Raw genomic sequence first — 25,956 nt, 5'->3', positions numbered from 1 at the left:
GGAAGACGGAACCAGACAGTCACCGCAGACGCCGGGGGCCGAACTCCCGGCAAGCTGAAAAGGGAGGCCTGGAGTGTGAAGCTCCGGCAGACGCGATGAAGAGAGTTGTTGCCTCGTTTTTGATTGCGGCGCTTGTCGCAGAACCCGCCTTCGCCGCAAATGTGGTGACCACTGCAAACGTTAATTTCCGGCAGGGGCCGGGCACTCAATTTGGCTCCTTCGGCACTGTTCCCGCCGGAACGTCCGGAGAGTTGAAGGAGTGCGACGATGCTGGTGCCTGGTGCTCTGTCGTTCTGAATGGCAAGGCCGGTTTTGTGGCCGGCAACTATCTCCAGCTTTCCGAGCCCGAGAAGGAAACCGGTTGGCCGAGAAGCTTCGAAACAGGCAGCGGTGCGACCCTGATCCTCTATCAGCCCCAGTTTTCCGATTGGGAGAACTTCACCCAGCTGAGTGCACTTGTAGCTGCGGAATACCTGAAGAAGGGCGAATCCAATCCGGTTTTCGGTGTGATTGGCCTTTCCGGCAAAACCGCGCAGGATGGGGATACGGGCAATGTCATCATCAGCGACATCACGGTTACGGAGCTGAATTTCTCTGCCCTTGACCGCACGGCCATGACGGATCTGACGCTGGAAGTCGGCAAGATCCTGCCCACAGGCACCCTGTCTGTTGCCGAGGACCGGATCACTGCCGGGCTTGCTGAGTTCAAGCGTATGGACGACGTCAAGGGGCTGAATTCCGAAGCACCTCCGATCTTCATTTCCGAAGAACCTGCCGTTTTGCTTCAGACCGACGGTGAGGCCATACTGGCCCCCGTGAAAGGCGGCAAGGACGTCCAGTTTGTCGTCAACACCAACTGGGATCTGCTGAAGGATGATGCAAGCGGCGCATTCTATCTGCGCGATGAAAAATCCTGGATGACCAGCAATTCCCTGGCGTCCGGCTGGACGGCTGTCAGCAGTCTGCCCCCGTCTCTCTCTTCCTTGCCGGCGGATGATGAAAACTGGAAGGAAACAAGGGAGGCGATGCCTCCGGAAGCTTTTGCGGATGGAGCCGCACCAAAGGTGATCTATTCGGATGTACCGGCCGAAATGATCGTCTTTGAAGGAAAGCCGGAGCTGGAAGCTGTTCCGGGCACGGGCCTGCAATGGGCCTCCAACACGGACAGTGATGTCTTCTACCTGGCGGAAACAAAGGCCTGGTATATTCTCGTCTCCGGCCGCTGGTTCCGGTCTGCCGAGTTGCAGGGGCCTTGGGAGTTTGCGACGCCGGACTTGCCGGATGACTTCCTCAACATTCCCGAGGATGCGCCTTACTACAGCGTGCGGGCCTCCGTTCCCAACACGTCCGAGGCTGCTCAGGCGCGCCTGAAAGCCAGCATTCCCACAACTGCAAGGGTCAAGGTCGGATCGGTTGCCGCGGATGTGGCCTATGCCGGAGATCCGGAGTTCCAGGCGATCGAAGGAACCTCCCTGTCCTATGCGGTCAACACCAACGACCAGGTGATCAAGGTCGGAGACCAGTATTTCGTTCTGCAGGACGGGATCTGGTTTGTGGGCAGCAGTCCGACCGGCCCTTTCCAGGTGGCGACGTCCGTTCCGGACGAGATCTATACGATCCCGCCAAGTTCACCGGTCTATAATGCCACCTATGTCCGCATCTATGACAGCGAACCGGACAGTGTCTGGTACGGCTACACGATGGGCTATCTGACCGGCTTCCTGTCCTGGGGTGTCTATGTCTATGGCACGGGCTGGTACAATCGGCCTTGGTACCGTCCTGGACCGTTCCCGATCTACTTCCCCCGGCCTGTCTCCTATGGCATCGGCGCGTTTTATAATCCGGTCCGTGGCACCTTTGGCCGCTATGGCTATGCCTATGGACCGCTGCGCGGCATTGCCGGTGGTGGGATCTATAATCCGCGGACTGGCGGTTATATCCGCGGCGCTGCGATCAGTGGCCCTCTGGGCAAGGCCGGGTTCATTGCCGGATACAATCCGCGCACGGGCAATCATTTCATCGCAGGTGGCGGCCGTGGCATTTACGGCAACTGGAAGGGCGGCGGTGTCGTTGGTGGCGGAGAATGGGCGCGTACCCGCGATGTGAAAGCTTCCGCGATCGCCAAATGGTCCGAAGGTGGCAAGCGGCCTATTCCTGGGCTCAACCGGCGCGGAGAGGTATTTGGTGGGCGCGATGGCAGCGTTTACCGCCGCCAGGGCGACAAATGGCAGAAGTTCGAGGGGGGCAAGTGGTCCCATGTGCAAAAGCCGACGGAAGGCGCCCTGCAGGACCGTCTCGGAGAGCTTGGTGGCGCTGCGGCCGCAGGTGGAGCCCTCGGAGGGGCCGGTCTTGGCGCTGCCCTGGCCAACCGGCCGGCAGGTGACAGGCCCGCGCTCAACCGTCCTGGCGGTGGTCTCGGCAACAAGCCGGGCGGCCTTGTAAAACCGTCCATTGACCGGCCTCAAGTCAACCGGCCCGGAGCTAACAAGCCTTCGACAAACCGTCCTCAGGTCAATCGCCCTGCAGGAAACAGGCCGAACATTACCAAGCCTGGGGCGAACCGGCCGAGTGTGAACAGGCCCCAGACAAGGCCCGCCACGCGTCCTGCTGCACGGCCGCAAGCTCCTGCGCATCTGGGCCGGGATGTACGGGCCCGTCAGGTCGGGAACCGTCAGGTCAGCCGCCAGCGCATGTCACGGCAGGCCCCGCGCCAGCATGTTGGTGGCCGTGGTGGTGGCGGCCACCGGGGCGGCGGCGGTGCAAGGATGCGCCGGCGGTAGGTATTTGGGATGATCTGAATTGGCTCGCATGTGGAGGCCTGGATAATGGTACCTCGTGGGAAAATGAGGGCGGCTGCGCTGCTGGCAGCGTCTCTGTTGGGGCTAGAGGGAACAACAGCTCAGGTCTTGGCACAGGACAGTCAGGACCTTGCAAAGAAGCTCTCCAATCCTGTGGCATCCTTGATCAGTGTTCCGCTGCAATGGAACTATGACCACGGTTTCGGGCCTGTCGACGGTGACAAGGTCACGTTGAATATCCAGCCTGTCATTCCGATTTCCCTGAATGACGACTGGAACCTTATTTCCAGAACGATCCTCCCGGTAGTCTGGCAGAACGACATTGCGGGCAACTCCGGAGATCAGTTCGGGCTCAGTGATGTGACCCAAAGCCTGTTTTTCTCGCCCAAGCAGCCGACTTCCGGAGGGCTGATCTGGGGTGCTGGTCCGGTCCTGCTGTTTCCCACCGGTACGGATGAGCTACTCAGTACCCGGAAATTCGGTGCCGGTCCGACAGGTGTCGTCTTGCGTCAGAGTGGCCCCTGGACCTATGGCGCTCTCGTCAATCACATTTGGTCCTTTGCGGGGCAGGGCAGCCGCAGCGATGTCAATTCCACCTTCCTTCAGCCCTTCGTGACTTACACGACGGACGATGCCTGGACCTTCGCTCTCAACACGGAGAGCACCTATGACTGGACCTCGAATGAATGGTCTGTTCCCATCAACGCCATGGTCTCCAAACTGGTGACTTTTGACCAGCAGCCGGTCAGCTTCCAGCTCGGCGTCCGCTACTATGCGGCCAGTTCGGATAATGGTCCGGAGGGGTTTGGTGCAAGAGCGGCGGTTACGTTCCTTTTTCCGAAATGAAAGGGATGAGGCAGGGAATTAACTTCCTGCTCGCAAATAGGTGGCAATGTCTGGTTATATACAACCCATTGGAATTGTAGCCAGATAGCCGAAGCCCATGTCCTGGCAAGTTCGGGATGCCACGGTGGAAGCGGAACCTGAAACGGGACGCAGAACTCTGATGACCAGACTGGCCATGACCGTTGTTGCGTGCCTGATCGCCCTGGCTTTTTTCAGTCTTTCCGGAGCTTCCTTCGCCCAGACGTCTCAGGGGACTCCCACACCGGCCTATACTGGCACCGCTTCCTGCTCTGGGTGCCATGAGGGCGAGGCAGCATCCTGGCGCAAGTCCCATCATGCCCACGCCTGGATGGAACCGGGGCCAGATACGGTTGACGGCGACTTTGGCAACGTCCGTTTTGAGCACAATGGCACGACCAGCCGGTTCTTCACAAAAGACGGCAGCTATTTCATTGAAACCAGCGATGTCGCGGGCGAACCGAAGACGTTCAAGGTTGTCGGCGTTGATGGCATCACGCCGTTGCAGCAATATCTGGTCGAGACCGAACCGGGACGGATCCAGTCGTTTGACGTGGTCTGGGATCAGATCAAGCGGCGCTGGTACCATCTCTATGGCGACCAGGCGCCGGAAGCGAACGACGGGTTGCATTGGACCGGTCCCTATAAGAACTGGAACGGACGCTGCGCTGAATGTCACGCCACGGGTTTCGAAAAGAACTACAGCCCAGCGACCCGGACCTACTCCAGCCGGCAGGCAGAAATAGGCGTTGGTTGCGAGGCTTGTCATGGCCCCGGAGAGGCGCATGTCGCCTGGGCCCGCGACCCTGCTGCTGTCAGTCCCTTTCCCGGGACGGGCTCCAAGGGCCTTCTGATCGACTTTGCCAAGGGGCTGCCACAGACCGAGCTCCAGCAATGCGCAAGCTGTCACTCCCGCCGCGAGGCGTTTGAGGATGGCAATCCGCTGCCAGGCACACCGTTCCATGATGCCTATCGTCTGTCGCCCTTGCAGGCTGGGCTTTATCACGCCGATGGCCAGATCCTGGACGAGGTCTATGTCTATGGCTCGTTCCTGCAGTCGAAGATGTATGCCAATGGCGTCACCTGCACCAATTGTCACGATCCGCATTCCGGCCAGTTGAAGGCGGAGGGCAACGCGGTCTGTACCCAATGCCATAGCCCGGCCGCCAACCCGGCTTTCCCGGCGCTGCAGGCACGGCTTTATGATGATCCGTCCCACCACTTTCATGAGCAGGGCACGGCTGGTGCGGAGTGCAAGTCCTGTCACATGATCGAACGGGTCTATATGGGCATTGATGGCCGCAGGGATCACTCTTTCCGCGTTCCCCGTCCTGATCTCTCCGACAAGCTCGGCACACCGGATGCATGTACGGACTGCCATGCGGACAAGGGCGCCGCGTGGGCGGCTGGCGAACTGGAAAAGTGGTTTCCAGATAGCACCCATCGCGGACCTCATTTTGGAGAGGTCTTTGCTGAAGCGCGGGAAAATGCCTCGGGCATGAGCGGTGACCTTCTCGGCATTGCCAAACAGGCGAGCTTTCCGGGCATCGTGCGCGCCTCTGCGCTGGACCTGCTGATGAGTGCGGCAACACCCGAGATTACCTCTGAGGCTGCGAGCCTCATCGAGGATCCGGATCCGCTTGTTCGGGCCGCAGCCTTGACGCTGCAGCAGCAGGCCACGCCGATGGATCGTATTTCCCGCGCCATTCCCGCGCTGGACGATCCGGTGAAGGCCGTCCGCATTGCTGCGGCCCGGCTGTTCATTGGCGCTCCAATTGCCCAGATGCCGCCGAAAATGTCCGCCTCTGCGCGCAAGGCCATGGGCGAATGGCAGCAGTCATTGGCCTTTAAGGCGGATTTCCCCGAGGTGCATCTTGTGCTTGGCGGTACAGCGCTGGTGTTGCGGGATGCGAGGGCTGCAGTTGCCGCTTTCGAAGAGGCGGCAAGGCTCGATCCCCAATTGGTCGATGCCTGGATCATGCAGGTGCGGATCAAGATGGCGGTGGGAGATATGGCTGGTGCGCAGATGAGTTTGCAAAAGGCTCTTCTTGCCAATCCGGGAGTTGCCGCTCTTGAGGCCTACCGGAATGAGTTGTCCCGCTAGTGCGCTGGTTTTCCCTTTTCCTTGGCTGGTTTAGTCATCCTTATGGGCTTGTATCCTAAGAGATACATTAATTTGACTATTGTATCTTATGGGGCGCAATATCTATGGTGTGGCTTGTGCGGTTCAGCGTTCTGTCCTATGTTCCCTGAGGGGTACAAACGGTGAAGTTTTGTATCTTTCAGGAGGCAAAGAGCTGGAAATGGACAAGTTCGGCACTCTGTCGCTTTCCGCGCATAACGGATTGCGATTGCTGGCGGCGGAAATACAGGCTGGACGCAAGCTGCGCGGCTGGAGCGAAGACGAGCTTGCGCGGCGCCTTGGCTGTGCCCGCAAGACGGTGAGGGCGATCGAAGCAGGCCAGCCGACCGTTGCCATCGGCTTTGTCTTTGAGGCTGCCCAGCTGGTGGGTCTCGATCTCTTCGGCGGTGCTCAGGCAATCGATGAAAGGCTGGCGGAAACGCGGATCAAGCTCAATTTGCTGCCCCAGAGAGTTCATGCCCGCAGGCCGGAGCTGAATGATGATTTCTGAGCCGAAGGAGCTGTTCGTCTGGATCTGGCTGCCGGGGCAGGTGGATCCGGTCGTCGCCGGCCGCGTGGCCGAGCGGGACGGGATCATCTATTTCAATTACGGCCGCAGTTATCTGGCTCGCGCAGACGCCATTCCGGTGTTCAACCTGGATTTGCCCCTTGAATCCGGCGTGATCGATCCTCCTTCCGGCCATGGACTTGCTCCGAGCCTGCGCGATGCGCTGCCTGACCGCTGGGGCCGCCGGGTCATCATTCATGATCTGCTGGGCCAGCGCCGGGAGGCGATCAACGAAGACAGCTTTGGCGAAATGACCTTCATGCTGCATTCCGGCTCGGATCGTATTGGCGCGCTTGATTTTCAGGCATCTGCAACGCACTTCGTGCCGAGAGAGGGGGATAATGCGTCCTTGCAGGATCTTCTTGAGTTTGCAGACAGGATTGCCGCCGGGGAGCCCGTGCCGCCTGCACTTGACCGGACCATCCTCCATGGCAGTTCCATTGGCGGGGCAAGGCCGAAGGCGCTCCTGAACGACGTGACGGATGGGCGGGCGCGCAAGATGATCGCCAAGTTCTCTGCCTCCAACGACGTCTTTGCGATGGTGAAGGGCGAGTTTGCGGCCATGAAACTGGCGCAGGCTGCAGGTCTGAATGCCGCGCCGGTCGAGATCGCCCAGGTGCTTGACCGGGACGTGCTGCTGGTTGAGCGGTTTGACCGTGTGTCTGCGGGAGAGGGAAGCTGGAAGCGCCGGGCTATGGTGTCAGCTCTCACCTGGACACAGGAACACGAGATGTCGGCGCATCATATTTCCTATCAGATGCTTGCGCAGCTGATCCGCAGGGATTTCTCGGACCCTTCCCGGGATCTGGTGGAGCTGTTCTCCCGGATGACCTTCAACATTCTGGTCGGCAACACGGATGACCATGCCCGCAATCATGCTGCGTTCTGGGATGGCAAGGCGCTCTCCCTGACGCCGGTCTATGACGTTGCGCCGCAGACACGGGGCGGGGAGCGGGCCAATCAGGCGATGATCATTGCGGACAATGCCCGCAGTTCCCAGCTGCTCCTGGCGCTGAAGGCGGCACCGGCCTTCCTGCTTGCGCCGCAGGAGGCCCGCAGGATCATCGATGCTCAGGTTGCGACGATCCTCGCGCATTGGCGGGATATCTGTGACGCTGCAGGCATGACAGAACTGGAGCGGCGCTTCTTTGAAGGCAGGCAGTTCCTGAACCCTTATGCCTTCGAAGGCTACGGGCCAGTTCCCGCCTTCGGGTGACCTGTTTCCGGATGGCCATTGCTGAAATGAAGACGCCCGCACAAGTGATTGTGCGGGCGTTTTCTTTATCCAATGCGGCCATCAAGCACCGTGTCCGGCGCATGTCCTGAACTGCAAACTCGGGAAGAGCGTTACTTCTGCTGGTCGAGGGCAGTCAGGGCCTGGTCGAGGCCGTTGAAGGACAGGGGCACGCCGATCAGGTTGCCCGCGGAATCCTGAAACTTCAGAACGCCAGCTTCAACAGAGCGGACGGACTTGAGCATGGCTTCGTCCGGCTTCACATCCGCAAAGCAGCCACCGGGCGTGCAACGGGTCCAGGCAAGGTCGGCAACTTTCGTTTCCTTGCCTTCTTCCGTGCTGCTGAGGTTGATCTGGCCAGGCAGGGTGACATTCACCGGGACGACGGCCGTCAGGATCAGCTCTTGCTGACCGGGGAGGCGGCCGATCGCGATCTGGGTGAAGGGCGCATTCTGGCCCTGAACCTGCACCGTGTGAATGATCTCGCAGCTGTTGACGGTCGCCTGTGCGCCCGATGCATCGGCAGCGCCCGTTGCCATCTGAACGCAACGCAGCACCCAGTTGCCATAGGTTGCCGTTGTGCTCTGAGGAGCACCGGAGGCGGGCTTGTTGGCCGGCGAGGCGGCGAATGCCGGGCTTGCCATAACCAAAGCGGTTGCAAGGCTGATGGTGGAGGCAGTCAGACGGAGCGGGAAAAGCTTGTTAAACATCAGGGATCTCAAATCAGAAGAGATTGAAAGGGTCGCCTTGTCTATAGGACATGCCAGAGACAGAGAAAAGCGCTTAGAAATGGGGGGCTGGCGGAAGTCTGATTTCCTTGCCAGCCCAATGAGCCCAAGTGTGTGCCGATGGCCAGCTTTCAGGAACGCTCCGCGAAAACCTTCCAGTGTTTTGGCCGGAAGGCGATGCGGCTGCGGGTGGCGGCCGGATGGTCTGCCGGAAGATCGATCTCCACCCTGTGTTGCGGTCCGCCGATTGCCAGCTCTACCCGCCGGGTTCCAGCAACCCGCCGGCTTGAGAGTACGGTTCCTGCGAGACAGCCTCCGCATCCGTCCAGAATGTCCACGTCATGCGGACGGAAGTAGAATGCGCCCTCGCTGTTACTCTGATCGTGGGTGCGAAGGCCAATGGTCCGGTCTTCCAGCCAGATTTCACCATTGACGATGCGGACAGGCAACTGACTGGATTCCCCGATGAAGCTGTAGACAAAGGGCGAGACTGGCTCGTCGTAAATCTCGTCGGCCGTTCCGATTTGCTCGATCCTGCCCTTGTTCATGACGACCAGCCGGTCTGCGAGTTCCAGAGCCTCTTCCTGATCATGGGTCACGAACACGCTGGTGTGGCCGGTCGTATCATGGATGTCTCTCAGCCAGCGGCGCAGATCCCGCCGCACCTGGGCGTCGAGCGCGCCGAAGGGCTCGTCCAGAAGCAGAATGCGCGGTTCGACGGCGAGGGCACGTGCCAGAGCAACCCGCTGCCGCTGTCCGCCGGAAAGCTGCGCAGGATAGCGGTTCTCAAGGCCCGGGAGCTGCACCAGTTCAAGCAGCTTTTTGGCGCGAGCGCGGATCTCCGTCCTGGAAAGCCGTTCTCTGGAAGGCCGGACCTTGAGGCCGAAGCCGATGTTTTCGGCAACGGTCATGTGCCGGAAGAGGGCGTAGTGCTGGAAGACGAAGCCGATATTTCGCTCTTGAACAGATTTGCGTGAGGCATCTTCCTCTCCAAAAAAGACCGACCCATCGGTCGGAAAGTCGAGACCGGCAATCAACCGCAGAAGGGTTGTCTTGCCGGAGCCGGATGGTCCGAGCAGAGCGATCAGTTCGCCCGAAGCAATATCCAGGGAAACGCCGTCCAGAGCGGCAAAGCGGTCGAAATCCTTGCGGATGCCGCGAATATGAAGATTCATTTCGTGAACTCCAGAGGTTGCCGGCGGCGGCGGGGATGCGGCGGCGCGGGACAACGGGAAAGCCATCAGTGTTTGGAGCTGCCGGTATGATTGCGGCCGTAGACCTGCTCCAGGAGGGCCTTGAGGCCGAGCGTCAACAGGGCGAGGAGCGCCAAGACTGAGGCGACTGCAAAGGCGGCTACGAAATTGTACTCATTGTAGAGAATTTCGACCTGCAGCGGCATGGTCACGGTCTCGCCACGCAGGCGCCCGGACACCACGGAAACGGCCCCGAATTCGCCCATCGCCCGGGCGTTGCAGAGCAGTACGCCGTAAAGCAGTCCCCATTTGATGTTGGGCAGGGTCACTAGACGGAAGGTCTGCCATCCGCTGGCCCCAAGGGACAGGGCCGCCTCCTCGTCACCTGTGCCCTGATCCTGCATGAGCGGGATCAGCTCCCGCGCGACGAAGGGAAAGGTGACGAAGATCGTGGCCAGAACAACGCCGGGCACGGCAAACAGGATCTGCACGCCTGCGCTTTGCATATAGGGGGCAAACAGACTGCCGGTTCCGAAGAGCAGGATATAGACCAGCCCTGCGATCACTGGTGAGACGGAGAAGGGCAGATCAATAAGGGTGATCAGGAATGTCTTACCCTTGAAGTCGAACTTGGCGATTGCCCAGGCAGCCGACACACCAAATACCAGATTGAGAGGCACCGAGATCAGGGCGACGGTGACGGTCAGCCGGATTGCGGCAAGTGCATCGGCCTCAGACAAGGCGGCCAGCGCGGCAGTTGGTCCACGCCGGAGGGCTTCGGAAAAGACAGCCGCCAGCGGCAGAAACAGCACCAGGGCCAGAAAGACGGCGGCAACCGCAATGAGGCCCGCCTTAAGGAGGGGGCTTTCGCTGGTGGCATCCCGGAAGACGATGGGCGCGGTGGGGGGCACGGATTTAGAGGACATGGCCAAACCTCCTGCGGCTCCAGGCCTGGATGAGATTGATGAGCAAGAGCACCAGGAAGGACAGGGACAGCATGATCGAGCCAATCGCTGTCGCTGCGGCGTAATTGTATTCCTCTAGCCGCATGACGATCAGAAGTGGTGCGATTTCAGAGACATAAGGGATGTTTCCGGCGATGAAGATCACCGAGCCGTATTCTCCGACGCCCCGGCCGAGAGACAGCGCGAAGCCGGTCAGAAGCGCGGGCGCAAGGCTTGGGAGAACGACGCGAAAGAGCGTCTGCAGCCGTGAGGCTCCCAGCGTTGCTGCGGCTTCTTCCACGTCCCGGTTCAATTCCTCCATCACCGGCTGAACGGTCCGCACTACGAAGGGCAAGCCGATGAACACCAGCGCAATTACAATGCCGAGGGGCGTGTAGGCGATGCGAAGACCATAGGGCTGGAGAAACTGTCCGATCCAGCCGTTGGGGGCATAGATGGCGGTAAGCGCAATGCCTGCCACGGCGGTTGGCAGTGCAAAAGGCAGGTCGACTGCGGCATCGAGCAACCGCCGCCCGGGGAAACGGTAACGCACCATCACCCAGGCGACGATCAGTCCGAAGACCACATTGACGGCGGCCGCTGCAAAGGCGGTCCAGAAGCTGGTCGCAAGCGCGCTCAGCACCCGGGGGTCTGATCCAAGGCTTGCAAGGTCAGCTCCGCCAAGGGAGGCTGCCCGCCAGCCCAGGCAGGCGAGCGGGATCAGCACCACAAGACTGAGATAGAAGAGGGTGAAGCCGAACGTTATCCCGAAACCCGGGATAACGTTGCTGCTTCGCCACCGCCAGCGGGTGGAGAGGACGGTGGTCATGGTCAGTTTCCGGGCTTGTAGATCTGATCGAAAATGCCGCCATCCCCGAAATACTCCGGCTGGACCTTGGCCCATCCGCCGAAGGCCTCGATGGTCGCAAGGTCCAGATCGGGGAACTTCTCCAGCAGGCTCTTGTCGCTGACCGCTTTCGGGTTTGAGGGCCGGTAGTAGTGCCGGGCGGCAATCGTCTGGCCTTCATCACTGTAGAGGTAGGTGAGATAGGCGGTTGCCAGGTCCCGCGTTCCCTTGGCATCCACCACCTGGTCGACAAGGGCGACCGGCGGCTCGGCTTTCACCGAGACGGAAGGAACGACGATGTCGAAGGCATCAGGTCCCAGTTCCTCGATGGCCAGAAAAGCTTCGTTCTCCCAGGCCAGCAGAACATCGCCGATACCGCGCTGGACGAAGGTGGTGGTGGCTCCTCTTGCGCCGCTGTCAAGGACGGGAACATGCTTGAACAGGTCGGTTACATAGCCGCGGACCTTGGCTTCGTCACCGCCATATTGCTTTTCGGCCCAGGCCCAGGCTGCAAGGAAGTTCCAGCGGGCGCCGCCGGATGTCTTCGGATTAGGTGTGATGACTTCGATGCCGTCCCGGGTCAGATCACCCCAATCCTTCAGCTCCTTCGGATTGCCCTTGCGGACGAGGAAGACAATCGTCGAGGTGTAAGGGGCATTGTTGTCCGGCAGTGTGCCCCGCCAGTCGGGCCGGATCTTGCCCGTCTTCTCGGCGATGGCGTTGATATCGGCTTCAAGCGCCAGAGTGACGACATCCGCCTCAAGGCCGTCGATGACGCTGCGGGCCTGAGACCCTGAGCCGCCATGGGTGACCTTGATGGAGGCAGGCTCATGGCCCTCGGCTTGCCAATGCCGTGAAAAGGCCTCGTTGAAATCCCGGTAGAGTTCGCGGGTTGGATCGTAGGACACGTTGATCAGGGTTTGCTGGGCGTGAGCCGCACCCGGACCTGCAAACTGAAGTGAGACCGCCAGAAGCGGCACGGTGAGTAGAAGGTTTCTGCGAGTGACTTTCATATTCCGTATCTCCCATTAACAGGTAAACTCTATCGAATTAGTAGAGTATTGGAATGCGGAATTCGACCAAACTAGACGGTTTTTTTGAAATGCTATTCTATGACAGGGAGAGAAATCCGGATGAATGCGCCTCGCAGGCGGCATCAAGCCGTGCGTGGGCAGAGCGCGCAGGTCTTTTCACCGGAGCATTGCAGAGGATGAATCTGGCTGCCAGAGAGGCGCGCTAGTCGACAAGAGCCGGGTCAGGAAGACCTTCGGCAGACGCGAGACTGTCGGCAATGGTGGTCTTGTCGAGCACGTCCCGGGTAGCTTCGGTCACTCGCGCAAAGACCTGCCTGATTTCGCAGGCCGTTTCATCCAAGCAATCGTCACAGCGGCGATAGGCGATCCGGCTCAGACAAGGCAGGGGCGCGATCGGGCCATCGATGATGCGAAGCACTTCGCCATAGGTGATCTCACTGGCTGGCTTCAGCAGAAGATAGCCGCCAGACTTGCCGCGCTTGGAGACAACGATGCCGTGACGCTTGAGATCAAGCAGGATCTGCTCGAGAAACTTTTTCGGGATGCTCTGCTCTTCCGCGATGTCCGATATGAACAGGGCCTTGCCGGGTTGCTCGATGCGGGCGAGAGAGACCAGCGCCCGCAAGGCGTATTTCGCTTTCTGAGAGATCACTGTCCGGCAACACTTCTAGAACCCGCACCGCCCCCGATGCGATGCTCCAATACCCGATCAAATTAGTCGGGTCATTGGCCAGGTGCAAGGCTCGGGACATGTGACAGGGGCTGTTCGGGCAAGGATGCTTTTGTGCCACGTGGCAGACGCGGCCGAAACCTGGGGCTCGGACCCCTAGTCCTCCCGGGCCACATTGCTGAGGGGAGAGGTGCCGCCCTCGGAAAAGCCACGGTATCTCAGATGACTGCGGTTGAGATGGGCCCGCATGGCTTCGCGCGCCTTTTCCGGGTCGCCGGAACTGATGGCCTCACAGATGGCCCGGTGCTCTGCCACGGTGTTCTGCACATAGGCTGGCGTGATCAATTCCGGGTTCAGCTCCTTGGAAAAGGCTGGCTGAGGCAGGATCTGAAGGCTCATCAGGCTGAAGAATTCGATGAAGGCGCCATTGTTTGTGGCTTCTGCAATCGAGCGGTGAAAGACGAAGTCGAGCTGGTCGAGAGCACTTTCGTCGTCCAGGGAGGCTTCGAATTTCCGGGCAGCGTTCCAGATGTTGGATTCCTGCGCCCAGGAACGGCGTGTTGCGGCAAGGCCGGCAGCGTGAACTTCAAAGGCCATGCGCAGTTCAAGAAGATCCATGAAGGAAGTCTTGAGCCTGGCGAGCGGGGCAAGGGTCACATCCGCATCAACGGTTCCGGGCTGTTCCGGCTGAAGCCGCTGGGGATCTCTGACGAAGACGCCAACCCCGTGACGCGCCTCAATAGCTCCGTCGGACTTCAGGGCGGATACGGCTTCGCGGATCACTGTACGGCTGACGTTGAATTGCTGGGCGAGATCGTTCAGAGAACCGAGCTTGTGCCCCTTGTCGAGCTGGTTGTCACTGATATGCGCCTTAAGGGCCTGAATGGTCCGGCCTGTGAGTGTGTCCAAGGGTCACCTGTCTTCTTCGCGCCGGCTCGTGGCAGGCGCCTTATTCGCTTGTGAGGGAGAAGGTAGCACTACTTGCGGAAGAGATGCTACCTTTAATGCTCAAATTTCCGGCAAGAGTGTGCGCACACTTGATGCAATCCGGGAGTCGGGCTCTCTCGCAGCGAGGAATTTGGATTCGTTTTCTCAAAATTATTTTTTTCGGAATGCAGTGAGATTTCGCAGATATCATCGCGTTCATGGAAATTTTTATATAAGTATCAGTTAGTTGAAAGTCTCTCGGCTGGAAACTTGTCTAGAGATAGTATCTCTTTGAATGCTATTGACAAGAGGTACTATTTCAAGAATTCTAATCCCACAAAACAGCGCTCACACCGAACGGAAGCTTCACAGCAGATCGCCAGGTAAAGGGCCAGGGGAACAGGGCAGTCCAAAGGGCGCCCAGTAAAATCAGATGGATTGTCGCTATGAGTGTCGTTTCTGCACGTCTCTCCGAGCTGGGCGTCGTATTGCCCGCAATCGGACCGGCCTCGGGCAACTATGTCCCATACCGGCTTGTCGGAAGCCTTCTCTTCATTTCAGGCCAGATCCCCCGGATCGATGGTGTTGAGCATTACGCAGGTGTCGTCGGACAGGAGGTCACTCCGGAAGAGGGGTATCAGGCGGCCCGGCTCTGTGCCCTCAACCTTGTGGCACGCGTGAACCATGCGCTGGATGGAGACCTCGACCGGGTGATCGCCTGTGCCCAGTTGCGCGGGTTCGTCAATGCGCCTGCCGATTTCAAGGGGCATCCGGCGGTGATCGATGGCGCGTCCGATCTTCTTGTTCAGATCTTCGGCGAAAAGGGGCGGCATGCGCGAACGGCGCTTGGTGCCGGTTCCCTTCCGCGCGGCACCTCTGTCGAGGTCGATGCCATTTTCGAAGTTGCAGCCAAAGCTTGAGAACACAAAAGGGGAATTGGCATGGACCGGTCCAGCATGTCGGACAAAACCATCGAGATGATTGGCGTCAACAAGTGGTTTGGCCCGCTTCACGTCCTCAAGGACATTGATCTGACCGTTGCCCGCGGAGAGCACATCGTTTTGTGCGGACCGTCCGGCTCGGGCAAATCCACCCTGATCCGCTGCATCAATCATCTGGAGGAAATCCAGAAGGGGGCGATTTTCGTCAATGGCACGGAGCTGGGACCTCAGGGAAACAACGCTGATCACATCCGCCGTGACGTCGGCATGGTGTTTCAGCAGTTCAATCTCTTTCCGCATCTGACTGTTCTCGAGAACTGCATGCTTGCCCAGCGGCGGGTGCGCAAGACGTCTGTCGCTGAAGCCAGAGACAAGGCCATGCGCCACCTGGAGCGGGTGCATATCGCCGAACAGGCGGCCAAATATCCCGCGCAGCTCTCCGGTGGTCAGCAGCAGCGTGTTGCCATCGCCCGGGCGCTCTGCATGGACCCGCAAGTCATGCTCTTCGACGAACCGACCTCCGCGCTTGATCCGGAAATGGTCAAGGAGGTGCTCGACACCATGATCTCTCTGGCGGACGACGGCATCACCATGATCTGCGTCACCCATGAGATGGGGTTTGCCCGGGCCGTTGCCCACCGCGTGATCTTCATGGACCGGGGCGAAATCATCGAGAGCGCGGCGCCGGAAGCCTTCTTCAGCAATCCGGGCCACGAGCGGACCAGAGCGTTCCTCGGCCAGATTCTCAATCACTGAGGAGGGGGCGATGAATTACACGTTCGATTTTGCCCCAGTCTTTGCCGCGTGGCCGACCCTGCTCGAAGGCATCATGGGCACGCTTCGGATGTCGTCGCTGTCGATGGTCTTCGGCCTGGGCCTCGGCATCATCTTCATGATGATGCGGATGAGTGGCCGACCGGGCCTGCGCACGGTGGCCGTCGGCTACATCGAGCTGATCCGCAACACACCGATCCTGGTCCAGGTGTTCTTCGTCTTCTTTGGCATGCCGGCAATCGGCATCAGGTTGAGTGGTGAACAGGCGGCGATCCTGGCGATGACCTTGAACTGCGCGGCCTATGCAGCGGAAATCGTACGCGGCGGCGTTCAGTCCATCCGTCCCGGCCAGATCGAGGCGGGCAGGGCTCTCGGCATGCATACGGCGGACATCTACCGCTTCATTGTCTTCCGCCCGGCGATCCGAGCCGTCTATCCGGCCCTGTGCAGCCAGTTCATCCTCCTGATGCTGAACTCCAGTCTCGTGTCCTCCGTCTCGGCGGAAGAGCTGACTTACTACGCTCAGACGCTGGATTCCCAGACTTTCCGCAGCTTCGAGATCTATCTCACGCTCGGTGTCATCTATCTCGCGCTGTCCCAGGTCCTGTCTGCCGTACTGAGCCTGATCGGCAGGGTCTATTTCTCCTATCCGACAAAGTGAGGCACTGAGATGATCCGTCAATTTGGTTGGGGAGAGTTCCTGTTCCTGCTCGAAGGCGCGCGCTGGACGGTTGTCCTCTCGCTGCTGGCCTTCACCGTCGGGGGCGCCCTCGGACTAGCCGTGGCACTGGGCCGGACCAGCAAATGGAAGCTGCTGCGCATGGTGACTGCGGCCTATATCCAGGTTTTCCAGGGAACGCCGCTGCTGATCCAGCTCTTCTTCGTCTATTTCGGCCTGCCGTTGCTGGGGCTGAAGGTGGACGTCTGGGTGGCGCTGACCATCGGCCTGTCGCTTCATACCAGTGCATTTCTGGGTGAGATCTGGCGCGGCAGCATCCAGGCGGTCCCTGATGGCCAGAGCGAAGCCGCCCGGGCCCTTGGCATCGGATATGTCCACCGGATGGTCGATGTCGTGTTGCCCCAGGCTTTCCGCATCGGGCTTCCGGCAACCATCAGCTTCCTCGTCAATCTGATCAAGGGAACGGCCCTGGCGGCTCTCCTGGGCCTGACGGAACTGACCCGCTCCGGCCAGCTGATGGCGAACATCACCTTTCAGCCGCTGCAGGTCTATGGCGCGGTTGCGCTGATCTATTTCTGCATCTGCGTCCCCCTGACCTATTGCAGCGCAAGGATCGAACGGCGGCTGAACGCCGCTCGGTAAGCAAGAAAGAATGCTAATAAAATCAACCAGAGGTGAGACTATGACGACTAAAGCATCGACATTTTCACGGTCCAAGGTACTGGGTGGCCTGGCGGCCCTGCTCCTGACAGCCACGGCCTTTGCGCCGGCAGCACAGGCCGTCACACCGGAAGAGATCAAGGCCAAGGGTACAGCGACCATCGGCGTGCAGATGGACCAGTTCCCCTGGGGTTTCATTGACCAGAATGGTCAGAACGACGGGTTCGATATCGAGATCGCGAAGCTGATCACGAAGGAACTGGGCGTCGATGTGAAGTTCGAGCGCATTACCGGTCAGAACCGCATCCCGCTTCTGGTCAATGGCAATGTCGATTTCCTCGTGCCGTCCATGACCATCACGGAAGAACGGGCGAAGGTCATTCAATATGTGATCCCCTATTCCTCCAATGACATCACGGTCTGGGGCAAGAACGATGCGGAGATCCAGGGCAATGACGATCTGGGCAACTACGTGATCGGCGTGAACCGGGGCAGTGCCTTCGATCCGCTGCTGGTCAAGGTTGCGCCCGCAAACACGCAGATCAAGCGGTTCGATGACGATGCGACCACGGTGCAGGCTCTTCTGTCCGGTCAGGTGGATGCCATTTTGGGCAGCGTGACCTACGGCCTGGTCATCAACCAGACCGGCAATGGCGATACCTTCGAGCGCAAGTACAAGGTCGCCGACAATTTCCAGGGCATGGCCGTCCGCAAGGGCGATCAGGAGATGCTTGATTTCCTGAATGATTTCGTCGCCCGCCACACGGAAGACGGTGTGCTGGACGAACTCTACAAGAAGTGGATTGGCTCCGACCGCGCCAAGCTTCCCACGACCCTGCCGGGGGTTGACTTCACCGGCAAGGAATAAGGTCACAGCCCTGCGCAGCCTTCAGGTTGCTGCGCAGGGCCCCTCAGAAAATCAACAATCGAAGAGCTTTTGCCTCCGCCACGCAATGCGGGCGGGGAACGCCCGCCGCATGCCGAATACACGTCCTCCGGGGCGGTGCGGGCAGGAAGTTCGACTACGGAGCAGAGTCAAGAAAATGGCGAAAGATGGCAAGCAGATCAGGGTCGGTGTCGATATCGGCGGCACCTTCACCGACGTTGCGATGGAGGTCGGCATCACGCTCCATTCAATCAAGGTGCTCACCGATTATTCCTTCCCGGAAAACGCGATCGTCAAGGGGATCCGCCAGGTGGCCGAAGTGGCAGGCGTGGCGCTGTCCGAGATCGACACGATCATTCACGGGACAACGCTCGCAACCAACGCCCTGATCGAACGCCGCGGCGCCCGGACCGCCTTCATCACCACCAAGGGCTTCCGCGATGTCATCGAGATGCGCACGGAAAGCCGGTTCGAGCAATATGATCTGGACATCGTGCTGCCGGCGCCGCTTGTGCCGCGCAACGAACGCTTTGTTCTGGATGAGCGGATCGGCGCGGACGGGTCTGTGCTCAAGCCGCTGGATCTGGCTGAAGTGGATGCGCTGTGCAAGCGGATCATCGAAGCGGGTTATGAGAGCGTCGCGATCGGATTCATTCATTCCTACCTGAACGGGGCTCATGAAAAGGCAGTGCGGGATCGCCTGCTCGCTCTGAAACCCGGGATTTCCGTGTCGATTTCCTCGGAAGTCTCGCCGCAGATGCGCGAATTCCAGCGGTTCAATACGGTTTGCGCCAACGCTTTCGTCAAGCCGCTGATGGCTTCCTATCTCAACCGGCTGGTTGGCCGCCTGACGGAAGAAGGCACGCGCTGCCCGGTGTTCATGATCCACTCGGGTGGGGGCATCATCAGCGTTGAAAGCGCGATCGAGTTTCCTGTCCGCTTGCTGGAATCCGGCCCGGCGGGCGGGGCAATCTTTGCGGCCCATATCGCCAGCAGCTACGGCCTCGACCAGGTCCTGTCCTACGACATGGGCGGCACCACGGCGAAGATCTGCCTGATCGAGAACCAGGCGCCGAAGACTTCCAAAACCTTCGAAGTGGCGCGCACATGGCGCTTCAAGAAGGGCAGCGGCATGCCGATTTCCATTCCGGTGATCGAAATGGTCGAGATCGGTGCAGGCGGCGGCTCCATTGCGACCATCGACAGCATGCGCCAGATCCGGGTCGGCCCGCACAGTGCCGGATCTGAGCCGGGGCCTGCCTGCTATGGACGCGGCGGCGAAAATCCGACTGTCACGGATGCCGACCTCATTCTCGGCCGTCTGGATGCGGACGAATTTGCTGGCGGGGCGATGAAGCTTGACCGGCCGGCCTCTGACAAGGCGATGCACACGGATCTTGCGGCCAAGCTGGAAACGGATGTTTCGACCGCTGCCTATGGCCTCAGCGAAGTGGTCGACGAGAACATGAGCAATGCCGCCCGCATGCACGCGGTCGAAAACGGCAAGGAACTTTCAGAATTCACCATGATCGCTTTCGGCGGCGCGGCGCCCATCCATGCGGCCCGGCTGTGCGAAAAGCTCGGCATGTCGGACCTCATCATTCCGCCGGGAGCAGGCGTCGGTTCGGCCATCGGCTTCCTTCGGGCCCCCTTCGGCTTCGAAAGCGTGCGCAGTGCCTATAGCCGCCTGAGCCGGTTTGAAGCCGGTGCAATCAATCAGACCATTTCTGACCTGATCGCAGAAGCAACATCCTTCGTGCGCTCTGGCGCTCCCGATGCAGATCCGGATCTCGAATGCACCGCTTACATGCGCTACGTCGGCCAGGGCTGGGAAGTGCCGGTCACCATCGACGTGCGGGACTATTCGGCGGCGGATGGTGACCTGTTCCGGTCCCTGTTCGATACCCAGTACGAGCATTTCTTCGGCCGGGTCATCGATGGTCTGGATGTCGAGATCGTCAGCTGGTCCCTTCGGGCCACGTCCAAGGTCGCTCCGCCAGAGCGCATCGGCACGCTGGAAAAGACAGGCAAGGCCAAGGTCAGTGGAACCCGCGAAATCTTCGACGTCCAGGAAGGAAGTTTCCAGCAGGCATCTATCGTCGCACGCGCCGACATGAAGCCGGGGGACTTTGTCTCTGGTCCTGCCGTCATCACTGAACGTGAAACTTCGACCATCATCACCGCCAGCCGCGAAGTCATCATGCAGGTTGATGGCTGCCTTCTCGTACGCGTCAAGCAGGCCGCTTGAACGGAGGACACCCAATGAAAACCAACGCACTTTCCGACGTCCACATGCAGATCATGTGGAACCGGCTGATCTCCGTCGTCGAAGAACAAGCCGTCACCCTGATCCGGACTGCCTTCTCCACCAGTGTGCGCGAGTCCGGTGACTTGTCCGCCGGTGTCTTCAACCGGGGCGGCAAGATGATCGCCCAGGCAGTTACCGGCACGCCAGGTCACGTGAACGCCATGGCGGAAGCCGTCGGCCACTTCATCCGTGACATCGGACCGGAGAACATTTTCGAAGGCGATGTCTACATCACCAACGATCCCTGGAAGGGAACTGGCCACCTTCACGACTTCACGGTCGTCTCGCCCAGCTTCAAGAATGGTGCGCTTGTCGGCTATTTCGCCTGTACCGCCCATGTGGTGGATGTCGGTGGGCGTGGCTTCGGGCCGGATGCCAACGAAGTCTATGAAGAAGGCATCTTCGTTCCGATCATGAAGTTCGCCGAGCGGGGAACGGTCAACAAGGACCTCGTGAACATTCTGCATAACAATGTTCGCGAGAGCCATCAGGTTGTCGGAGACGTCTACTCGCTTGCTGCCTGCAACGAGATCGGCCATCGCCGCCTGATGGACATGATGGAGGAGTTCGAACTCGACGATCTGGAAGAGCTCGGTGAATTCATCTTCAAGCGCAGCTACGATGCGACGATCGAACGGATCGCGGCTTTGCCGAAGGGCTCCTATTCGAATGTCATGCGGGTGGATGGCTATGGCTCCCCAATCGACATCTCCGTGCGCCTTGATGTCGGGGTGGATCACATCCTTGCGGATTTCGATGGTACGTCGCCGCCAAGCCCGAAGGGCATCAATTGCCCGATCATCTACTCGGCAGCCTATGCCTGCTACGGCATGAAATGTTCGATCGCGCCGGAAATTCCTAATAACCATGCATCCCTTCTGCCGTTCCGCGTCATTGCGCCGGAAAACTGCATTCTGAATGCCAAGCATCCGGCGCCGGTGTCTGTCCGGCATGTGCTGGGTCATCTCGTGCCTGATGCCGTGCTGGGTGCGGTTCACAAGATGCTGCCGGGCAAGGTGCCGGCGGAAGGGGCAGGGGCCCTCTGGAACCTTCACGTCAGCGTGCGTCCGCTTCAAGGAGAGGGTGCTCCGGCTGATGGCGGCCAGCGCGCGGAAGTTCTGCTCTTCAACAGTGGCGGGGCCGGTGCGCGGTCCAGCCTCGACGGTTTGAGCGCTACGGCGTTTCCGAGCGGCGTGCATTCCATGTCCATCGAGGCGACCGAACATGTCGGGCCGGTGATTTTCTGGCGCAAGGAGCTGCGGGATGGCTCGGGCGGTGCGGGACAATTCCGTGGTGGCCTTGGTCAGGTCGTCGAGATCTCTCCGGCCCCAGGTCATGAGATGCATTTCAACGCCATGTTCGACCGGGTCGATCATCCGCCCCGTGGCCGGGAAGGCGGTGAGAACGGCGCTGCTGGCGCGGTTCTGCTTGATGACGGTCAGCGCCTTGCCTCGAAAGGACGGCAGCATGTTCCTGCCGGCCGCCGTCTGATCCTCCAGCTTCCTGGCGGCGGCGGCTATGGCCCTGCGGACAAGCGGGAGGCTGAGGCATCGCAACGCGACCGGGATTTCGACTACGTCCCGGCCAATTGACCTCCCAAGGCGCGTCCCCATCGAGCGCCTGACCGGCAGGGCGGGGCATCGCCTCGTCCTGCCTCCTCTTTCCAGTTTCGAGGAATGCGAGAATGACATTCGAAAACAGTCGGGCAGCGGGCATCAAGTCTTCTCCGAGCATGGCGATCGCGATGGCGGCCAAGAAACTGGCTGCCGAGGGGAGAGACATCATCGATCTCTCGCTGGGAGAGCCGGATTTCGAGCCGCCAGCCCATGTCGCAGACGCGGCAATTGAGGCGATCCGGAAGGGCCGGATCCGGTATGGCGTTCCGGCAGGTCAGGAAAACCTGCGCCAGGCGATTGCCGCCAAGTTCAGGACCGAGAACGGTCTGACCTATGCGCCGGACGAGATCATGGTCGCAAACGGGGCCAAGCAGATCCTGTTCGATGTGTTCCTGGCAACTCTGGAGCCGGGTGACGAGGTCATTATTCCAACCCCGTGCTGGGTGTCCTACGGCGATATCGTTTCCCTGCATGGTGGCAAGCCGGTCTATGTCAATTGTGGGCCGGAGACCGGTTTCAAGCTGACGCCCGGCATGTTGGCGGCGGCCATTACGCCCCGCACCCGCTGGCTGATGCTGAATTCTCCGTCCAACCCGACCGGCGCCATCTACAGCGCCGCCGAGTATGCTGCGCTGGAAGCCGTTCTGAGCCGCTATCCGCAGATCCTCGTTCTCTCGGATGAGATCTATGAGCATGTGCTGCTGCGCGATGTGCCTTTCGTGTCTTTCGGCGCGGCCTGTCCGGCGCTCCGGGACCGCACCCTGATCGTGAACGGGGTGTCCAAGGCCTATGCGATGACCGGCTGGCGGGTTGGCTATGCAGCTGGTCCCCGGCAGCTGATGGCCGCCTTGAACAAGATGCAGTCTCAAAGCGTGACGTCCGTCTGCCCTGTGGTCCAGGCGGCAGCCCTTGCGGCCCTGACCGGCGATCAGTCCTTTGTCGGCAAGGGCGCGCAGACCTTCGCGGGCCGGGCGATGATCGTTGCAGAGCGGCTCGCGCTGATCCCAGAGCTGGAGTTCACACCCCCAGACGGCGCCTTCTATGCCTTCATCGGCGTCAGAAAACTGCTGGGCTACAAGACTGCTGCAGGCGAGGTTCTGGCAGATGATCCGGCCTTCGCCTCTCATCTTCTGACGGAATTCGGCCTGTCCAGTGTTCCAGGCCTCGCATTCGGAGCGCCCGGCTTCATTCGCCTGTCGATTGCTGCTTCCGACCAGGAGCTGGAGGCGGCCTGTGCCCGGATCGCCCGGATGGTGAACTCTCTCAAGCCCTGATCTCTCACTTCAAGACCAACATCAGCAGTCAGGGCAGCACCTTGTCTGCGCAAAGGAGGATAACTGAAATGAAAACCGAAGATCTGAAACACGCCCTTGGCGCTGGCCTCTTGTCGTTCCCCGTCACGCATTTTGATGCGGAAGGGAACTTCAACGCCAATAGTTACGCTGACCATGTGAACTGGCTGTCCGGCTTCGAGGCCGCGACCTTGTTTGCCGCAGGTGGCACCGGCGAATTCTTTTCCCTTGAACCGCAGGAGATCCCGCAGATCGTCCGCGTTGCAAAGGAAGCTGCTGGCAAGACGCCGATTGTCTCTGGCTGTGGCTATGGCACGCGGACAGCCGTCTCGATCGCAAAGGCCGTCGAGAAGGCTGGGGCGGACGGTATTCTCCTTCTGCCGCACTACCTGATCGATGCGCCGCAGGAAGGCCTTTACCGTCATATCAAGGCAGTGTGTCAGGCAACGGGTATGGGCGTGATGGTCTATAACCGGGATAATTCGGTGCTTCAGGCCGACACTCTGGCAAGGCTGTGCGACGAGTGTCCCAATCTGGTCGGCTTCAAGGACGGAACAGGCGACATCGGGCTGGTGCGGCAGATCACGGCAAAGATGGGCGACCGGCTGACCTATCTGGGCGGCATGCCGACTGCCGAGCTTTTTGCCGAAGCCTATCTCGGTGCAGGCTTCACCACCTATTCCTCTGCCGTGTTCAACTTCGTGCCGGCTCTTGCCGTCGAGTTCTACAAGGCGCTGCGGGCGGGTGAGCGCTCCAGGTGCGAGACGATCCTGAAGGACTTCTTCTATCCCTTCATGGCGATCCGCAACCGGGCCAAGGGCTATGCGGTCTCTGCGATCAAGGCCGGGGTCCGCCTGCAAGGATTTGATGCCGGTCCCGTCCGGTCTCCGCTGCAGGATCTGACCCCGGAAGAAATGAAGATGATGGAAGTGCTCATCGGTGCGCACAAGCGCTGAGCCTGACTTCTTGCCCGCGCGGCTTATGTCGCGTGGGCATGTTCAAAAATGAGGCCGGAGCCCAAAACGCGTATTTGCATAGCATGTTATGAATTGGACGTTTGAGATGACGTTGCGTCCTGCTGCCCGGGCATTTTGCTGCACCTGCGTCATGGATATTTGGTTTCTATGTAATTGAAAAATTTGAAACTTCCAGAATCTAGGTGGTATAAGTATTTTCTTTTGCTTTACACCACAATAATCTCGTTTGCGCACCCATGATTACTGGCGGAATATCGCTAGATAACTCACATAATGAGGGGAAAAATCATGGACTGGATTGCAAAAGGAATTTCTACTGCAATTGTTGGGGTTACCCTTGCTGCCCTGCCGGGTTCTGCCATGGCGAGTGATCAGGAATACAAACTCGTCCTGACTTCCGAAGCCGGAGACCGTGACTCTCCGCTCGGCAAGTCCATGCAGGACTGGGCTGCCCAGATCGAGGAGAAGTCTGGCGGCCGCATGAAGGTGAACGTGTTCTATCAGGGCGAACTGGGTGGCCAGCAGGAACTGTTCGACCAGCTGGTGAAGGGCAATGTTCACATGATGATCACCTGGCCGCAGACGTCCTATGACGAGCGCGTCGGTGTCAATTACATCCCCTATCTGGTTCTCGACTGGGACGACGCTATCCGCTCCTATGGCAAGGACGGCTGGCTGCGTGAAGTTGTCGAGCCGGTCTATACCGACATGGGCCTGAAGTACTTTGGCCCCTATCCGGAAGGTTTCGGCGGCATCGCGACCAAGGGCCGTTATGCGCTGAGCAAGGAAGAAGCTGGCGGCATGAAGGTCCGTTCTCAGCCAATCTTCCCGCTGCCGCAGACCATTCAGGCCATGGGCTTCGAAGCGACCCCGATTGATTGGGCGGAAGTCTATACGGCTCTGCAGGTCGGCGTTGTCGAGGGCGACTCCTCCAACGTGATCTATTGGGACTACGAATATTTCCGAGATCAGCTGGACTACTTCGTCCAGTCCTCTCACAATTTTTCGTCTTATGCTCTGCTGATGAACGGCGGAACCTGGCAAAAGATGGATGAAGAGGATCGTGAGATCATCAGCTCCACGGCTCAGGCAATCATCGACAAGCAGTTCAAGGACGCCAAGTCCGAAGACGACAAGTGGATCGCCGCGGCCAAGGAAGCCGGCATGGAATACATCGTGCCGTCTGCCGAGCAGAAGCTCGCCTGGATCAACGAAGTCCGCGCAACTGTCTGGCCGCAAATTGAAGAGAAGCTCGGCGCAGACATCATGAACAAGGTGCGCGAGAACGCATCCCTCCCGAAGTGACCGCATAGATTTCGGCCGGGTGATCATCACCCGGCCGGGTTCATATTCGGCAACACGGGGAGGCTATGTTGTTTATTCTGAAAACCATCGACCGGATGGTCGTGACACTCTTTCAACCCATCATAATCCTGTCGGGCCTTGCGGTTGCGCTCATTATGGTGGTCGGGGTTTTTTCCCGCGCAATCCTCGGCAAGCCGATCTTCGGTCTCGAGGAAGTAATGCTTCTGGCAGTGATGTGGTTCTACATGCTCGGCGCCGTGATGGCGTCGCGTGACCGGTCCCATCTTGCCGCAGACTTCGTGAATGTGATCACGAGAAGCCCGCGCGTGCATCGCTGGGCCGCGATCCTGTCGACGCTGATTTCACTCTGTGTCGCGCTGATGGTCGTGACCTGGACCTATGATCTTGCCGCCTGGGGCTTCCAGAAGGGCCAGTCGACGCCTGTCTTTGCTGTGCCGTGGGTTGTCTCCCAGTCGAGCCTCTTCGTCGCATCGATCTTCTTCGTGATCTATCTCGTTCGTGACCTTTTCCTTGAGATCAAGGGTCTGGGTGCGTCCGCGAAGTCTGCACCTGTTGACGTGGAGTAATG

General features: G+C 59.7%; 23 protein-coding genes. 16 read left to right on the top strand and 7 right to left on the bottom strand.

The window, feature by feature from the left end; all coding sequences use genetic code 11:
- The first annotated feature begins 95 nt into the window (after positions 1-95).
- The 5 genes from BUA94_RS19470 (at position 96) to BUA94_RS19450 (ending at position 7,568) form a co-directional block, all read left to right on the top strand.
- Positions 96-2,780 (top strand): SH3 domain-containing protein, encoded by a 2,685-nt coding sequence (locus BUA94_RS19470; protein WP_073015031.1) that lies wholly within the window; start codon positions 96-98, stop codon positions 2,778-2,780.
- A 63-nt stretch (positions 2,781-2,843) separates the two neighbouring features.
- Positions 2,844-3,644: a transporter gene (locus tag BUA94_RS19465; RefSeq protein ID WP_139251222.1), complete on the top strand. Its 801-nt coding sequence runs from the start codon at positions 2,844-2,846 to the stop codon at positions 3,642-3,644.
- A gap of 160 nt (positions 3,645-3,804) precedes the next feature.
- On the top strand, positions 3,805-5,766 hold the full coding sequence (locus BUA94_RS19460; protein WP_073015220.1) for a cytochrome c3 family protein: 1,962 nt from the start codon (positions 3,805-3,807) through the stop codon (positions 5,764-5,766).
- A 199-nt stretch (positions 5,767-5,965) separates the two neighbouring features.
- Complete coding sequence (locus tag BUA94_RS19455) at positions 5,966-6,295, top strand: helix-turn-helix domain-containing protein (RefSeq protein WP_073015029.1); 330 nt, start codon at positions 5,966-5,968, stop codon at positions 6,293-6,295.
- Entirely contained in the window at positions 6,282-7,568 is a 1,287-nt protein-coding gene (locus tag BUA94_RS19450) for a type II toxin-antitoxin system HipA family toxin (RefSeq protein WP_235860648.1), read from the top strand. The genes BUA94_RS19455 and BUA94_RS19450 overlap by 14 nt, the downstream gene beginning before the upstream one ends.
- A gap of 131 nt (positions 7,569-7,699) precedes the next feature.
- Here BUA94_RS19450 and BUA94_RS19445 read toward each other — a convergent pair whose 3' ends face one another.
- From BUA94_RS19445 to BUA94_RS19415, 7 genes are all read right to left on the bottom strand, one after another.
- Positions 7,700-8,296, bottom strand: a complete 597-nt coding sequence (locus tag BUA94_RS19445; protein ID WP_073015027.1) for an invasion associated locus B family protein — start codon at positions 8,294-8,296, stop codon at positions 7,700-7,702.
- A gap of 149 nt (positions 8,297-8,445) precedes the next feature.
- Positions 8,446-9,489: a sulfate/molybdate ABC transporter ATP-binding protein gene (locus BUA94_RS19440; RefSeq protein ID WP_073015219.1), complete on the bottom strand. Its 1,044-nt coding sequence runs from the start codon at positions 9,487-9,489 to the stop codon at positions 8,446-8,448.
- A gap of 65 nt (positions 9,490-9,554) precedes the next feature.
- The gene (gene cysW / locus BUA94_RS19435) at positions 9,555-10,433 is read right to left on the bottom strand and encodes a sulfate ABC transporter permease subunit CysW (protein WP_073015026.1); all 879 of its coding nucleotides are present in this window, start codon (positions 10,431-10,433) and stop codon (positions 9,555-9,557) included.
- A complete protein-coding gene (gene cysT, locus BUA94_RS19430) occupies positions 10,423-11,280 on the bottom strand; it encodes a sulfate ABC transporter permease subunit CysT (RefSeq protein ID WP_073015025.1) in 858 nt (285 codons plus the stop codon). The genes cysW and cysT overlap by 11 nt, the downstream gene beginning before the upstream one ends.
- A 2-nt stretch (positions 11,281-11,282) precedes the next feature.
- The gene (locus BUA94_RS19425) at positions 11,283-12,311 is read right to left on the bottom strand and encodes a sulfate ABC transporter substrate-binding protein (protein ID WP_139251212.1); all 1,029 of its coding nucleotides are present in this window, start codon (positions 12,309-12,311) and stop codon (positions 11,283-11,285) included.
- Between the two features lie 223 nt (positions 12,312-12,534).
- Positions 12,535-12,984 (bottom strand): RrF2 family transcriptional regulator, encoded by a 450-nt coding sequence (locus tag BUA94_RS19420; protein WP_073015023.1) that lies wholly within the window; start codon positions 12,982-12,984, stop codon positions 12,535-12,537.
- 174 nt (positions 12,985-13,158) lie between these two features.
- Complete coding sequence (locus BUA94_RS19415) at positions 13,159-13,911, bottom strand: FadR/GntR family transcriptional regulator (RefSeq protein ID WP_073015022.1); 753 nt, start codon at positions 13,909-13,911, stop codon at positions 13,159-13,161.
- Between the two features lie 464 nt (positions 13,912-14,375).
- Between BUA94_RS19415 and BUA94_RS19410 the strand changes: the two genes are divergently transcribed.
- The 11 genes from BUA94_RS19410 (at position 14,376) to BUA94_RS19360 (ending at position 25,954) form a co-directional block, all read left to right on the top strand.
- Positions 14,376-14,849: a RidA family protein gene (locus tag BUA94_RS19410; RefSeq protein ID WP_073015021.1), complete on the top strand. Its 474-nt coding sequence runs from the start codon at positions 14,376-14,378 to the stop codon at positions 14,847-14,849.
- A gap of 36 nt (positions 14,850-14,885) precedes the next feature.
- Positions 14,886-15,626 carry an amino acid ABC transporter ATP-binding protein gene (locus tag BUA94_RS19405; protein WP_073015218.1) on the top strand — a complete coding sequence of 247 codons (741 nt, stop codon included), beginning with the start codon at positions 14,886-14,888 and terminating at the stop codon, positions 15,624-15,626.
- Positions 15,627-15,636: 10 nt separating this feature from the next.
- Positions 15,637-16,305 carry an amino acid ABC transporter permease gene (locus BUA94_RS19400; protein WP_073015020.1) on the top strand — a complete coding sequence of 223 codons (669 nt, stop codon included), beginning with the start codon at positions 15,637-15,639 and terminating at the stop codon, positions 16,303-16,305.
- A 9-nt stretch (positions 16,306-16,314) separates the two neighbouring features.
- Positions 16,315-16,965, top strand: a complete 651-nt coding sequence (locus BUA94_RS19395; protein ID WP_073015019.1) for an amino acid ABC transporter permease — start codon at positions 16,315-16,317, stop codon at positions 16,963-16,965.
- A gap of 40 nt (positions 16,966-17,005) precedes the next feature.
- The gene (locus BUA94_RS19390) at positions 17,006-17,851 is read left to right on the top strand and encodes a transporter substrate-binding domain-containing protein (RefSeq protein ID WP_073015018.1); all 846 of its coding nucleotides are present in this window, start codon (positions 17,006-17,008) and stop codon (positions 17,849-17,851) included.
- Positions 17,852-18,026: 175 nt separating this feature from the next.
- The gene (locus BUA94_RS19385) at positions 18,027-20,117 is read left to right on the top strand and encodes a hydantoinase/oxoprolinase family protein (RefSeq protein WP_073015017.1); all 2,091 of its coding nucleotides are present in this window, start codon (positions 18,027-18,029) and stop codon (positions 20,115-20,117) included.
- Positions 20,118-20,131: 14 nt separating this feature from the next.
- On the top strand, positions 20,132-21,769 hold the full coding sequence (locus tag BUA94_RS19380; RefSeq protein ID WP_073015016.1) for a hydantoinase B/oxoprolinase family protein: 1,638 nt from the start codon (positions 20,132-20,134) through the stop codon (positions 21,767-21,769).
- Between the two features lie 92 nt (positions 21,770-21,861).
- Positions 21,862-23,067: a pyridoxal phosphate-dependent aminotransferase gene (locus BUA94_RS19375; RefSeq protein ID WP_073015015.1), complete on the top strand. Its 1,206-nt coding sequence runs from the start codon at positions 21,862-21,864 to the stop codon at positions 23,065-23,067.
- A gap of 68 nt (positions 23,068-23,135) precedes the next feature.
- On the top strand, positions 23,136-24,041 hold the full coding sequence (gene kdgD, locus BUA94_RS19370; RefSeq protein ID WP_073015014.1) for a 5-dehydro-4-deoxyglucarate dehydratase: 906 nt from the start codon (positions 23,136-23,138) through the stop codon (positions 24,039-24,041).
- 309 nt (positions 24,042-24,350) lie between these two features.
- Positions 24,351-25,367: a TRAP transporter substrate-binding protein DctP gene (gene dctP / locus BUA94_RS19365; protein WP_208980175.1), complete on the top strand. Its 1,017-nt coding sequence runs from the start codon at positions 24,351-24,353 to the stop codon at positions 25,365-25,367.
- A gap of 68 nt (positions 25,368-25,435) precedes the next feature.
- Positions 25,436-25,954: a TRAP transporter small permease gene (locus tag BUA94_RS19360; RefSeq protein ID WP_175558087.1), complete on the top strand. Its 519-nt coding sequence runs from the start codon at positions 25,436-25,438 to the stop codon at positions 25,952-25,954.
- Positions 25,955-25,956 lie beyond the last annotated feature (2 nt).

Origin of the sequence: Roseibium suaedae (assembly GCF_900142725.1) — a bacterium.
Lineage (GTDB): Bacteria > Pseudomonadota > Alphaproteobacteria > Rhizobiales > Stappiaceae > Roseibium > Roseibium suaedae.
Note: the sequence above shows the minus strand (reverse complement) of the source record. Positions and strands in the feature narration are given on the sequence as shown.